Origin of the sequence: Photobacterium sp. GB-72 (genome assembly GCF_003026095.1) — a bacterium.
Taxonomy (GTDB): Bacteria; Pseudomonadota; Gammaproteobacteria; order Enterobacterales; family Vibrionaceae; genus Photobacterium.
Map to the genome: position 1 here is coordinate 1 of NZ_PYNV01000013.1, position 14,263 is coordinate 14,263.

11 protein-coding genes are annotated in these 14,263 nt (G+C 44.9%); 10 read left to right on the forward strand and 1 reads right to left on the reverse strand.

Going from position 1 to position 14,263, the window contains the following annotated elements; all coding sequences use genetic code 11:
• The 9 genes from C9J40_RS14525 to rpoC form a co-directional block, all read left to right on the forward strand.
• On the forward strand, positions 1–506 hold a 506-nt coding region (locus tag C9J40_RS14525; RefSeq protein ID WP_255418665.1), incomplete at its 5' end, for an EF-Tu/IF-2/RF-3 family GTPase.
• Positions 507–747: 241 nt separating this feature from the next.
• On the forward strand, positions 748–1,125 hold the full coding sequence (gene secE, locus C9J40_RS14530; RefSeq protein WP_107247307.1) for a preprotein translocase subunit SecE: 378 nt from the start codon (positions 748–750) through the stop codon (positions 1,123–1,125).
• Positions 1,126–1,136: 11 nt separating this feature from the next.
• The gene (gene nusG, locus C9J40_RS14535) at positions 1,137–1,682 is read left to right on the forward strand and encodes a transcription termination/antitermination protein NusG (protein ID WP_045084741.1); all 546 of its coding nucleotides are present in this window, start codon (positions 1,137–1,139) and stop codon (positions 1,680–1,682) included.
• A gap of 125 nt (positions 1,683–1,807) precedes the next feature.
• Positions 1,808–2,236 carry a 50S ribosomal protein L11 gene (gene rplK, locus C9J40_RS14540; RefSeq protein ID WP_005372708.1) on the forward strand — a complete coding sequence of 143 codons (429 nt, stop codon included), beginning with the start codon at positions 1,808–1,810 and terminating at the stop codon, positions 2,234–2,236.
• 4 nt (positions 2,237–2,240) lie between these two features.
• Positions 2,241–2,945, forward strand: a complete 705-nt coding sequence (gene rplA / locus C9J40_RS14545) for a 50S ribosomal protein L1 (RefSeq protein WP_107207946.1) — start codon at positions 2,241–2,243, stop codon at positions 2,943–2,945.
• Between the two features lie 234 nt (positions 2,946–3,179).
• Entirely contained in the window at positions 3,180–3,674 is a 495-nt protein-coding gene (gene rplJ / locus C9J40_RS14550; protein ID WP_107207948.1) for a 50S ribosomal protein L10, read from the forward strand.
• A 59-nt stretch (positions 3,675–3,733) separates the two neighbouring features.
• Positions 3,734–4,099 (forward strand): 50S ribosomal protein L7/L12, encoded by a 366-nt coding sequence (rplL, locus tag C9J40_RS14555; protein WP_105061414.1) that lies wholly within the window; start codon positions 3,734–3,736, stop codon positions 4,097–4,099.
• 228 nt (positions 4,100–4,327) lie between these two features.
• Complete coding sequence (gene rpoB / locus C9J40_RS14560; RefSeq protein ID WP_105061413.1) at positions 4,328–8,353, forward strand: DNA-directed RNA polymerase subunit beta; 4,026 nt, start codon at positions 4,328–4,330, stop codon at positions 8,351–8,353.
• Positions 8,354–8,453: 100 nt separating this feature from the next.
• Positions 8,454–12,671 carry a DNA-directed RNA polymerase subunit beta' gene (rpoC, locus tag C9J40_RS14565; protein WP_107207949.1) on the forward strand — a complete coding sequence of 1,406 codons (4,218 nt, stop codon included), beginning with the start codon at positions 8,454–8,456 and terminating at the stop codon, positions 12,669–12,671.
• A gap of 166 nt (positions 12,672–12,837) precedes the next feature.
• Here the strand turns inward: rpoC and rsd are convergent, their stop codons facing one another.
• Complete coding sequence (gene rsd / locus C9J40_RS14570; protein WP_107207951.1) at positions 12,838–13,320, reverse strand: sigma D regulator; 483 nt, start codon at positions 13,318–13,320, stop codon at positions 12,838–12,840.
• A gap of 149 nt (positions 13,321–13,469) precedes the next feature.
• Here rsd and nudC point away from each other — a divergent pair, with 149 nt between their 5' ends.
• Entirely contained in the window at positions 13,470–14,246 is a 777-nt protein-coding gene (gene nudC / locus C9J40_RS14575) for an NAD(+) diphosphatase (RefSeq protein ID WP_107247308.1), read from the forward strand.
• Positions 14,247–14,263 lie beyond the last annotated feature (17 nt).

Below are 14,263 nucleotides of genomic sequence, written 5' to 3' on the forward strand. Positions count from 1 at the left end.
TTGTAACTGGTCGTGTTGAGCAAGGTATCATCAAAGTTGGTGACGAAGTTGCTATCGTTGGTATCGTAGACACTATTACAACTACTTGTACTGGTGTTGAGATGTTCCGTAAGCTTCTTGACGAAGGCCGTGCTGGTGAGAACGTTGGTGTTCTTCTACGTGGTACTAAGCGTGATGAAGTTCAACGTGGTCAAGTACTTGCTAAGCCAGGTTCAATCACTCCACACACAACTTTCACTTCAGAAATCTATGTGCTTTCTAAAGATGAAGGTGGTCGTCACACTCCTTTCTTCAAAGGTTACCGTCCACAGTTCTACTTCCGTACAACTGACGTAACTGGTACTATCGAGCTACCAGAAGGCGTTGAAATGGTAATGCCTGGTGATAACATCGCAATGACTGTTACTCTAATCGCACCTATCGCGATGGACGAAGGTCTACGTTTTGCTATCCGTGAAGGTGGCCGTACAGTTGGTGCTGGTGTTGTTGCAACTATCATTGCATAAGTTACGACGACTTCGTTGAATTTAATTTGACGACAGCGCACAAAAAAGGGCATCATTTGATGCCCTTTTTCTACACTTTAATACAAAAATGCATGTTTTTTGTTCAAGTGATAGAGATAAATTTTCGTAAGATGAAGTTTTTTATTAATGTTATTAAAGGCTTACCCCTTTTTCTTCATCCATGGCCTCGCTATAGCGGGGTTATTTTCGTCTAAATAAAGACTAGTTACAGGTTGGTTGTATGAATGCGAATGCCGAAAACCAAGAAAGCGAAAGCAAAATGGATGGCCTGAAATGGGTCGTAGTTTTTGCTTTGCTAGCTGCTGCTGTGGTTGGTAATTACCTGTACAGTGATGTTTCTGTTGTGCTGCGTACATCTGCAGTAATTGTTTTAGTGGCAGTTGCTGGGATCACTGCTGCATTTACAGCAAAAGGTAAAGCCGCGATTCGTTTTGCAAGTGAGTCGCGCATGGAAGTCCGCAAGGTGGTATGGCCTACTCGTCAGGAAGCTACGCAGACAACCTTTATCGTTCTAGCAGTCACTGTAGTGATGGCGTTAGCCCTTTGGGGTATCGACGGCATTATGGTCCGTTTAGTACGCCTATTTACCGGCGTGTGAGGTAAGAATTCATGAGCGAAGCTCCAAAAAAACGATGGTATGTAGTACAGGCTTTTTCAGGTTTTGAAGGCCGAGTTGCACAGTCACTACGCGAACATATCAAAATGCACGGTATGGAAGAGCACTTTGATGAAGTTCTTGTTCCTACAGAAGAGGTAGTTGAAGTTCGTGCAGGTCAGCGCCGTAAGAGTGAGCGTAAGTTCTTCCCAGGTTACGTACTGGTACAAATGGTGATGAACGACGAAACATGGCACTTAGTACGCAGTATTCCACGTGTTATGGGCTTCATTGGCGGAACTTCTGATCGCCCAGCTCCGATTTCTGATAAAGAAGCGGATGCGATCCTAAACCGTCTACAGCAAGCTAGTGAGTCTCCTGTTCATAAAACAGTATTTGAACCTGGTGAAGTTGTTCGTGTGACTGATGGTCCATTTGCTGATTTCAATGGTACAATTGAATCAGTAGATTACGATAAGAGCCGCGTGAAGGTTTCTGTATCGATTTTCGGTCGTGCAACGCCAGTAGAATTAGAGTTCGGTCAAATCGAAAAGAACTGATCAAATTCTGTTCAAGTTGTATTGTCAGGGGCGTGAGATTAGGCTATAATTTCGCGCCCTTTCGTTAGACGGGGAGTCTGTTTGTTTAAAAATAGACGTTTGAACCCAAATTTAGGTATATAGCAATGGCTAAAAAAGTAGAAGCTTACATCAAGCTGCAAGTTGCAGCTGGTATGGCGAACCCTAGTCCACCAGTTGGTCCAGCTCTTGGTCAACATGGTGTTAACATCATGGAATTCTGTAAAGCGTTTAACGCTAAGACTGACTCAGTAGAGAAAGGTCTTCCAACTCCAGTTGTTATCACTGTTTACAGTGACCGTTCATTCACGTTCGTAACTAAGACTCCACCTGCAGCAGTTCTTCTGCTTAAAGCAGCTGGCCTTAAGTCTGGTTCTGGTCGTCCGAACACTGAGAAAGTAGGTACTGTAACTGACGCTCAGATCCAAGAGATCGCTGAGACTAAAGCTGCAGACATGACTGGTGCTGATATTGAAGCTATGAAGCGTTCAATTGCTGGTACTGCTCGCTCAATGGGCCTAGTGGTAGAGGGTTAATAAGATGGCTAAACTGACTAAGCGCATGCGCGTTATCCGTGACAAAGTTGACTCTACTCGTGAGTACGAAATCAACGAAGCTGTTGCTCTTCTAAAAGAACTAGCTACTGCTAAATTCAATGAAAGTGTTGACGTTGCAGTTAACCTAGGCATTGATGCACGTAAATCTGACCAAAACGTACGTGGTGCAACTGTACTACCAAACGGTACTGGTCGTGATATCCGTGTTGCTGTATTTACTCAAGGCGCAAACGCTGAAGCTGCTAAAGAAGCTGGCGCTGAGCTTGTAGGTATGGAAGATCTAGCTGATCTAGTTAAGAAAGGCGAGATGAACTTCGACGTAGTTATCGCATCTCCTGATGCAATGCGCGTTGTAGGTCAACTTGGTACTATCTTAGGTCCTCGTGGTCTTATGCCAAACCCTAAAGTTGGTACTGTAACTCCTAACGTTGCTGAAGCAGTTAAAAATGCTAAAGCAGGTCAGGTTCGTTACCGTAACGACAAAAACGGTATCATTCACACTACTATCGGTAAAGTGAACTTCGATGCCGCTCAACTACAAGAGAACTTAGAAGCTCTTCTAGTTGCACTGAAGAAAGCTAAGCCTTCTTCAGCGAAAGGTACTTTCATTAAGAAAGTAAGCATCTCTACTACTATGGGTGCAGGCGTAGCATTAGATCAGAACTCTCTGAAAACTAACGTAGCGTAATAATTTGCAGAAGCGATAAGTTAGTGTATAATTTGTCGCTTCCGAATTCGTGGCTGGGGCTAATTGCTTGCAGTTAGCCTCCGTCAAAGACCGTAGGTGTTTTTCGGAACTTAATATTTACCTACGTAGACGGTGCCAGAGCATGATTGATGTATGTCTTTCTTGGATCTGCGCCGTAAGACTCTCCTGCTATTTGAGCAGTGAGTGGTGTCAAACAATCCAGGAGCAAATCCAATGGCATTAAATCTTCAAGACAAAAAAGCAATTGTTGCTGAAGTCAACGAAGCTGCCAACGGTGCACTTTCTGCTGTTGTTGCTGACTCTCGCGGTGTTACTGTGGGTGCGATGACTACTTTACGTAAGCAAGCTCGTGAAGCTGGCGTATACGTTAAAGTTGTTCGTAACACACTAGCACGCCGTGCAGTGGAAGGAACTGACTTCGAATGTCTACAAGACGTTTTTGTTGGTCCTTCTCTAATCGGTTTCTCTAATGAGCACCCAGGTGCTGCAGCGCGTCTTTTTAAAGACTTCGCTAAAGAGAACAAAGCATTCGAGATCAAAGCAGCTGCATTTGAAGGCGCTGTTGCAAACGTTGAAGTACTAGCAACTCTACCAACTTACGACGAAGCTATCGCACGCTTAATGATGTGCATGAAAGAAGCGTCTGCTGGTAAACTTGTACGTACTATCGCTGCAGTACGTGATCAGAAAGAAGAAGCTGCTGCTTAATAGCAGAGTTTTATCTGATTACTATTTAAACTTATTGTTGACTTTAAAAGAGAATTGTTATGTCTATCACTAACGAGCAAATCCTAGACGCAGTTGCAGAAATGTCTGTAATGCAAGTTGTTGAGCTAATTGAAGCTATGGAAGAAAAATTCGGTGTTACTGCTGCAGCTGCAGTTGTAGCAGGCGGCGCAGCTGCAGATGCAGCTGAAGAGCAAACTGAATTCGACGTAATCCTAACAGCTTGTGGCGCTAACAAAGTTGCTGTAATCAAAGCAGTACGTGGCGCAACTGGTCTTGGTCTTAAAGAAGCTAAAGCAGTAGTTGACGGCGCTCCAGCACCTCTAAAAGAAGGCGTTGAGAAAGCTGAAGCTGAAGCTCTTAAAGCTCAATTAGAAGAAGCTGGTGCTTCTGTTGAAATCAAGTAATAATTATTTGATTTCATAGCCTTTTATGGCTATTGGCTGGTGGCAAATTGCCACCGGCCTTTTTGCGCTGTAGGGCAGTGGTAATTTTCACCTTGTTTTGTATCCACTGTCTAGCAAAAAAACGACCCTGATTTCATTGGGTTGTTCCTACACATAAACAACGTTTAGTCACTACCCCCCGTGTGTATTGGGGTAGTTTGGATCACTTATCAGCGATCTGAGGAACCTATGGTTTACTCTTATACCGAGAAAAAGCGTATCCGTAAGGATTTTGGTAAGCGTCCGCAAGTGTTGGATGCTCCATACTTGCTGTCGATCCAGCTTGATTCTTTCCAAAAATTTATCGAGCAGGATCCAGAAGGGCATTACGGTCTAGAAGCTGCCTTTCGCTCTGTTTTTCCAATCCAGAGCTACAATGGCAATTCCGAGCTGCAATACGTTAGCTATCGTCTCGGTGAGCCGGTCTTCGATGTTAAAGAATGTCAGATTCGTGGCGTAACTTATTCTGCTCCACTGCGTGTGAAGCTACGTCTTGTCATGTACGATAAAGACGCGCCGGCTGGCACTGTAAAAGACATTAAAGAACAAGAAGTTTACATGGGCGAAATTCCGCTCATGACAGATAACGGTACATTCGTTATTAACGGTACCGAGAGGGTTATCGTATCCCAGCTACACCGTAGCCCGGGTGTCTTCTTCGACAGCGATAAGGGTAAGACCCACTCCTCAGGTAAAGTGTTATATAACGCTCGCGTAATCCCTTACCGTGGTTCATGGTTGGATTTCGAGTTCGATCCTAAGGACAGTGTATTCGTACGTATCGACCGTCGTCGTAAATTACCTGCGTCTATCATCCTTCGTGCACTTAACTACACAACAGAACAGATCCTTGACATGTTCTTCGAAAAAATTCATTTCGAAGTTCAAGGTAAATCTCTTGTTATGGAGTTGGTACCGGATCGTCTACGTGGCGAAACTGCAAGCTTTGATATCGAAGCGAACGGTACAGTTTACGTAGAGCAAGGTCGTCGTATCACTGCTCGTCATATTCGCCAATTAGGCAAAGACGGCATTGATCACATCGAAGTACCAGTTGAGTATATCGTTGGTAAGATCGCATCACGCGATTACATCAACGAAGAAACCGGTGAACTGATTGTAGCGGCTAACCAGGAATTAAGCCTGGAAGCATTAGCACTTCTATCTCAGGCGGGTCACAAGTCTATTGAAGTTCTGTTTACGAACGATTTAGACCACGGTCCTTACATGTCAGATACCCTACGTATCGACAACACAACTGACCGTTTAAGTGCATTGGTAGAAATCTACCGTATGATGCGCCCTGGCGAGCCACCAACACGTGAAGCAGCTGAGCAACTTTTTGAAAGCTTGTTCTTCTCAGAAGATCGTTACGATCTATCTGCTGTTGGTCGTATGAAGTTCAACAGTTCTCTACTTCGTGAAGAGACTACAGGTCCTGGTATCTTAGACCACGCAGACATCATTGATGTTATGCGTAAACTGATCGATATCCGTAACGGTAAAGGTGAAGTTGATGATATCGACCACCTTGGTAACCGTCGTATTCGTTCAGTTGGCGAAATGGCTGAAAACCAATTCCGCGTTGGTCTAGTACGTGTTGAGCGTGCTGTTAAAGAGCGTCTAAGTTTAGGCGATCTTGATGCAATCATGCCTCAAGACCTAATTAACGCTAAACCTATTTCTGCGGCAGTGAAAGAGTTCTTCGGCTCTTCTCAGTTGTCACAGTTTATGGACCAAAACAACCCACTGTCAGAAGTTACTCACAAACGTCGTATCTCGGCGCTTGGTCCAGGTGGTCTGACTCGTGAGCGTGCTGGCTTTGAGGTTCGAGACGTACACGCGACGCACTACGGTCGTCTATGTCCTATCGAAACGCCTGAAGGTCCAAACATCGGTCTAATCAACTCGCTATCTGTTTTTGCGCGTTGTAACCCTTACGGTTTCTTGGAAACACCTTACCGTAAAGTGGTAGACGGAAAAGTTACAGACGATATCGAATACCTATCAGCAATCGAAGAAGGTCTATACGTTATTGCACAGGCTAACGCCGCGCTTAACGAAGACGGTTCATTTGCTGACGAATTGATCACTGCTCGTCAGAAAGGTGATTCAGGTCTGCACCCACGTGACCATGTTCAATACATGGACGTTGCAACCAACCAGGTTGTATCTGTGGCGGCATCTCTGATCCCGTTCCTAGAACACGATGATGCTAACCGTGCCCTAATGGGTGCGAACATGCAACGTCAGGCAGTTCCAACTATCCGTGCTGATAAGCCGCTAGTAGGTACTGGTATTGAGCGTCAAATCGGTGTTGATTCTGGTGTTACAGCTGTAGCTAAACGTGGTGGTACAGTTCAGTCTGTAGATGCATCTCGTATCGTTATCAAAGTTAACGACGACGAGTTGATCCCTGGTGAAGCAGGTATCGATATCTACAACCTAACTAAGTACACGCGTTCTAACCAGAACACATGTATTAACCAGCGTCCAACCGTGCTACCTGGCGAGCCAGTATCACGCGGTGATGTTCTTGCTGATGGTCCTTCAACAGACCTTGGTGAGCTAGCGCTTGGTCAAAACATGCGTATCGCGTTCATGCCTTGGAACGGTTACAACTTCGAGGATTCCATCTTAGTTTCTGAGCGTGTAGTTCAGGAAGATCGTTTCACAACAATCCACATTCAAGAGCTTTCTTGTGTGGCGCGTGATACGAAGCTGGGTTCTGAAGAAATCACTGCTGATATCCCTAATGTGGGTGAAGCTGCGCTTTCTAAGTTGGACGAGTCAGGTATCGTTTACATCGGTGCTGAAGTGAAGGGTGGTGACATCCTAGTTGGTAAAGTGACACCTAAGGGTGAAACACAACTAACACCAGAAGAGAAGCTTCTACGAGCTATCTTCGGTGAGAAAGCATCTGATGTTAAAGATTCATCTCTACGTGTTCCTGGAAGTGTTACTGGTACGATTATTGACGTACAAGTATTTACTCGTGATGGCGTTGAGAAAGACAAGCGTGCTCTTGAAATTGAAGAGATGCAGCTGAAAGAAGCGAAGAAAGATATCACAGAAGAATTCCAGATCCTTGAGGGTGGTCTTCTTGCTCGTGTTCGTACGCTTCTACTATCTGCGGGTTACGGCGAAGACAAGATTGCTTCAATGAACCGCGATGCACTATTCGCTGTTACGCTTGATGACGAAGCTTTACAAAACCAGTTGGAACAGCTTGCAGAGCAGTATGATGAACTGAAAGCTGAGTTCGATAAGAAGTTTGAAACTAAGCGTCGTAAGATCACTCAAGGTGATGACCTAGCACCTGGCGTACTTAAGATTGTTAAAGTATACCTAGCTGTTCGTCGTCGCATCCAACCGGGTGATAAGATGGCGGGTCGTCACGGTAACAAGGGTGTTATCTCTAAGATTAACCCTGTTGAAGACATGCCTTACGATGAGAAAGGTCAAACGGTTGATATCGTTCTGAACCCACTGGGTGTACCGTCTCGTATGAACATCGGTCAGATCCTTGAGACTCACTTAGGTCTTGCGGCGAAAGGTATCGGTGACAAACTTAACGATATGCTTAAAGAGCAGCAGGAGTTACACAAGTTCCGTAACTTCCTACAACGCGTATACAACCTAGGTGATACTCGCCAGAAAGTTGATATCGAAGCTCTTACTGATCAGGAAGTGCGTACTCTTGTACAAAACCTTCGTAAAGGTCTACCGATTGCAACACCTGTATTTGATGGCGCACCTGAGTCATCAATTAAAGAGTTGCTAAAATTGGGTGATCTACCTGAATCAGGTCAGCTAACGTTGTTTGATGGCCGTACTGGTGATGCATTTGAGCGTCCTGTAACTGTTGGTTACATGTACATGCTTAAACTGAACCACTTGGTTGATGACAAGATGCACGCCCGTTCTACCGGTTCTTACAGCCTTGTTACTCAGCAGCCGCTGGGTGGTAAAGCTCAGTTCGGTGGTCAGCGTTTTGGTGAGATGGAAGTATGGGCGCTTGAAGCATACGGCGCAGCATATACCCTTCAAGAAATGCTAACCGTTAAGTCAGATGACGTTAACGGCCGTACGAAGATGTATAAAAACATCGTTGACGGTGATCATCGTATGGAACCAGGTATGCCGGAATCATTCAACGTATTGTTGAAAGAAATCCGCTCGTTGGGTATTAACATCGAGCTGGAAGACGAATAAGACTGGGTTAGTCACCTATACTTATTAGTTACTCCGGTATAAATATGAAGGCGCCAGTAGACTGGCGCCTTTATGGGTCAACTCCTCACAGGAGCCGAATGTGAAAGACTTACTTAAGTTTCTGAAAGCACAACATAAGACCGAAGAATTTGATGCAATCAAAATCGGTCTAGCTTCACCTGACATGATCCGTTCATGGTCTTTTGGTGAAGTTAAAAAGCCAGAAACAATCAACTATCGTACCTTCAAGCCTGAGCGTGACGGTCTTTTCTGTGCACGTATCTTTGGCCCAGTAAAAGACTACGAGTGTCTTTGTGGCAAGTACAAGCGCCTGAAGCACCGTGGTGTGATCTGTGAAAAATGTGGTGTTGAAGTTACTCAGACTAAAGTACGCCGTGAGCGTATGGGTCACATTGAGCTTGCTTCACCTGTTGCCCACATCTGGTTCTTAAAGTCACTGCCATCTCGTATCGGTTTGTTAATGGACATGCCTCTACGTGATATCGAGCGTGTACTTTACTTTGAATCATACGTAGTTATTGAACCTGGTATGACCAACCTTGAGCGTAGCCAGCTGCTTTCTGAAGAGCAGTACTTGGATGCACTTGAAGAGTGGGGCGACGAGTTCGACGCTAAGATGGGCGCAGAAGCGGTTAAAGCACTTTTAGGCAACATGGACCTAAATGCTGAAATCGAAAATATGCGTGAAGAGTTAGAAGAAACTAACTCTGAAACTAAGCGTAAGAAGCTAACTAAGCGTCTTAAGCTAGTTGAAGCTTTCCTACAGTCAGGTAACAACCCAGAGTGGATGATCCTGTCTGTACTGCCAGTTCTACCGCCGGACCTACGTCCGTTGGTACCACTAGACGGCGGTCGTTTCGCGACTTCAGATCTGAATGATCTATACCGTCGTGTTATTAACCGTAACAACCGTCTGAAGCGTCTTTTAGACCTGGCTGCTCCTGATATCATCGTACGTAACGAAAAGCGTATGCTTCAGGAATCTGTTGATGCATTACTAGATAACGGTCGTCGTGGCCGCGCTATCACTGGCTCTAACAAGCGTCCTCTGAAATCTCTTGCTGATATGATCAAGGGTAAACAAGGTCGTTTCCGTCAGAACCTTCTTGGTAAGCGTGTAGACTACTCAGGTCGTTCTGTTATCACAGTAGGTCCATACCTACGTCTGCATCAGTGTGGTCTTCCTAAGAAGATGGCACTAGAGCTATTTAAGCCATTCATCTACGGTAAGTTAGAGACTCGTGGTCTTGCTACGACAATCAAAGCTGCTAAGAAGATGGTTGAGCGCGAAGAAGCAGTCGTTTGGGATATCCTAGACGAAGTTATTCGTGAACACCCAGTAATGCTTAACCGTGCACCAACACTGCACCGTCTAGGTATTCAGGCGTTTGAACCAATCCTAATCGAAGGTAAAGCGATTCAGCTTCACCCACTTGTGTGTGCGGCATACAACGCCGACTTCGATGGTGACCAGATGGCGGTTCACTTGCCGTTGACGCTAGAAGCACAGCTAGAAGCACGTGCTCTAATGATGTCAACAAACAACATTCTTTCACCAGCATCTGGTGATCCGATCATCGTACCTTCTCAGGACGTTGTATTGGGTCTTTACTACATGACGCGTGAGAAAATCAACGCGAAAGGTGAAGGCATGTACCTTGCTGGACCAGCTGAAGCTGAGAAAGCATACCGTACTAAGATGGCTGAGCTTCACGCTCGCGTTAAAGTACGTATTACAGAATATGTGAAAGACGAGCAGGGTAACTTTGTTGAGAATTCTCAACTTGTTGATACTACTGTTGGTCGTGCAATGCTATGGCCTATCGTACCGAAAGGTCTGTCATTTAGCCTTGTAAACACTGAAGCACTAGGTAAGAAGCAAATTTCTAAGCTTCTTAACACCTGTTATCGTAAGCTGGGCATGAAAGATACTGTTATCTTTGCTGACCAGATTATGTACACAGGTTTTGCTTACGCTGCACTTTCTGGTGTATCTGTTGGTATCGACGATATGGTTGTACCTGCGGCTAAATACACTAAGATCGCTGAAGCTGAAGCTGAAGTTGCTGAAATCCAAGAGCAGTTCCAATCAGGTCTTGTAACTGCTGGTGAACGTTACAACAAAGTTATCGATATCTGGGCTACAGCGAACGAACAAGTTGCTAAAGCGATGATGGATAACCTGTCTTTCGATACTGTTATTAACCGTGACGGTGAAGAAGAGCAGCAAAAATCGTTCAACAGCGTATACATGATGGCCGACTCTGGTGCTCGTGGTTCTGCTGCACAGATTCGTCAGTTGGCGGGTATGCGTGGTCTGATGGCTAAGCCAGATGGCTCAATCATCGAAACGCCGATCACTGCGAACTTCCGTGAAGGTCTAAACGTACTCCAGTACTTTATCTCTACTCACGGTGCTCGTAAGGGTCTTGCGGATACCGCACTTAAGACAGCAAACTCAGGTTACCTAACGCGTCGTCTAGTAGACGTAGCGCAAGACGTAGTGATCACAGCAGATGACTGTGGTACTTACGCTGGTATCACCATGATGCCTCTAATCGAGGGTGGTGATGTTAAAGAACAACTTGGTGATCGTGTTCTTGGTCGTGTTGTTGCTGAAGACGTTCTAAAACCGGGTACAGAAGAAGTTCTAGCACCACGTAATACGCTTCTTGATGAGAAGTGGTGTGAGATCCTAGAAGCAAACTCTGTAGACCAAGTTAAAGTACGTTCAGTTGTAACGTGTGAAAATGACTTCGGTTGTTGTAAGTTCTGTTACGGTCGTGACCTTGCTCGTGGTCACTTGGTTAACTCTGGTGAGGCAGTGGGTGTTGTTGCTGCTCAGTCAATCGGTGAACCGGGTACACAGCTTACGATGCGTACGTTCCACATCGGTGGTGCGGCATCAGCAGCAGCAGCAGACAATAGCGTTGTAGTGAAAACTACAGGTTCTATGAAGCTGCACAATGCTAAATTCGTAACGAACAATGCTGGCAAGCTTGTAATTACTTCTCGTGCATCTGAACTAAGCATCATTGATGAGTTCGGCCGTACGAAAGAGAACTACAAACTGTCTTACGGTACTATTTTAAGCAAAGGTGACGGTGCAGACGTTGTTGCTGGTGAAACAGTAGCTAACTGGGAAGCGCACACCATGCCAATCATCACTGAAGTGGCTGGTCGTATCCAGTTCGTTGACATGATCGACGGCGTAACAGTTTCTCGTCAAACAGATGACCTAACAGGTCTATCTTCAAGCGAAGTAACTGATGCAGCAGCTCGTCCAGCAGCAGGTAAAGATATGCGTCCAGCTATCAAACTTGTTGATGCTGATGGTAATGATGTAATGATCCCTGGTACTGATATGCCAGCTCAATACTTCCTACCTGGTAAGGCGATTGTTCAGCTTGACGACGGCGCTATGGTTGGTATCGGTGATACGCTTGCACGTATTCCGCAAAAATCTGGCGGTAACAAGGATATCACGGGTGGTCTACCACGCGTTGCTGACTTGTTCGAAGCACGTAAGCCAAAAGAACCAGCTATCTTGGCAGAAATTACCGGTACAGTATCGTTCGGTAAAGAAACTAAAGGTAAGCGTCGCTTGATCATCACACCAAGTGAAGGTCAGCCGTACGAAGAGATGATCCTGAAGCATCGCCAACTTAACGTTTTCGAAGGCGAAAAAGTTGAGAAGGGTGACGTAATCGCTGATGGTCCAGAAACTCCGCACGATATTCTACGTCTACGTGGTGTACACGCAGTTGCAGAATACATCGTTAACGAAGTTCAGGAAGTTTACCGTCTACAGGGCGTTAAGATTAATGATAAGCACATTGAGACTATCATTCGTCAGATGCTACGTAAGGTAACTATCACTGTTGCTGGTGATTCTGAGTTCCTAGAAGGCGAGCAAGTTGAATTCTCTCGCGTAACGATTGCTAACCGTCAGCTTGAAGCTGAAGGTAAGACTCCTGCAAGTTACTCTCGTGACTTACTAGGTATCACTAAAGCATCGCTTGCGACTGAGTCATTCATCTCAGCAGCATCGTTCCAGGAAACAACGCGCGTACTAACAGAAGCTGCTGTTTCTGGTAAGCGTGATGACCTACGTGGTCTGAAAGAGAACGTAATCGTGGGTCGTCTGATCCCAGCGGGTACAGGTTTCTCTTACCACCAACGTCGTCAATTGCAGCGTGATGTTGAGCTTGAGCCAGTAGCACCACAAGTTGATGCAGAGCAAGCCTCTCAAGACTTAGCGGCACTATTGAATGCAGGTCTTAACGACGAGAATTAATTCTCAACGTAACTGATTCTAAAAGGCATCCTTCGGGGTGCCTTTTTTATTGTTTGTAATAAATATCAGGCTAGTGGACGGGTTATGTAAGAGGGAAAAAGAAGGTGTTGGATAGTGTGTAATGAAGTGGCAGCCTATGTTACTGCCACATATTATAATGGCTAGGCTATGCGCCAGGAGGACAAGATAGACTGTCGCTGATCAGCTCAATCAGTTTGTCTTCAAGGGCAAAGCGAAGTTCCATTAGCTCACCCACTTGAGATAAATCTTCATCAAATTTTTCAAGTAAATCGTCTTTTTTGACTTCACTGTATTTATCATTGAAGTTCAATAATGGATCTGTCGTTAAAGTGATTTTTGCGTAAAGAGTGGAAATTTCTTCGGTAGGTGAATAACCTGTTTGATGCCAGCGCTCCATTACGTTATCGTAAATTTTGAAGTGACCCGCTGAAATATAATCAACCAGAGCTTCACTGAATAACGATAATTGAGAGGCGGTAGGAAGTTGGCGGTTAGCCTCTTCTTTCGGGGCTAAGCCTGCTAGTTTACAAAAATCGATAAGCAGTTGTTGACGCATCATCAGCCATTGGTCAATGACGTCATTATGACCGCCCCATTCTTTTTTGACTTGTTCGAATTTACTAAGCATGAGCACGTCCTCATGGTCATGTCGATATCGTTAAATCGATAGTCGATGATCTTTCTCTTTTAAAGAGAGCTAGTTGTTCGGATAACTACTTGGTTTAAACTTTAGATTGCCAGTAAATTTACGCAGCCGCAAGGATGAAAGTAATAAAAATGTTAAAAAATGAGAATTTGGCATATTGCTGCGAAACCCTGAATGGTAAAATACTACTTGAAAATAGTAAGCTTCCATTGCGAGCAATGTCTGATTTAGCGACTAAGATGAGTGATATTCGACAAATAGGTACGTTTAATGGGATACCTGTTTATTGGGGAGAAGCTAAGTTTTTAGACGATTCAGACGTTTTCTATAGTTTGCGCGAATTATTAAATGAAGATTCAGGGCTTTTTAATCTTGTCGGACGAGCAATCCAATTATCTCATATGCTCTATCAACAACACTTTTGCGGACGCTGTGGTCATGAAGCAATGTTGTGTGAAGACCAATTGGCAATGCAGTGTCAAATTTGTAAGGCAATAGATTATCCACGTGTTTCGCCTTGTATTATTGTCGCGGTACGTAAAGATGAGAAAATTTTGCTCGCGCAGCATCCCCGACATAAAACAGGTATGTATACCGTGATTGCGGGTTTTGTTGAAACCGGTGAAACACTAGAGCAATGTGTTGCACGTGAAGTATTGGAAGAAACAGGCATTACTGTTGCGAATATTCAATACTTTGCTAGTCAGCCGTGGGCATTTCCCTCTAATCTGATGATGGGATTTACTGCTGATTACGCCAGTGGTGATATTAAGCCTGATTATGAAGAGTTAACCGACGCAATCTGGGCTGATGCGGAGCATTTACCTCAGTTACCGCCACAAGGGACAATCGCACGTCGGTTAATAGATCATACGCTGTCTTTTTCAAGCTCGCCCTGTAATGATTAACAATCAGGTTTAACGCG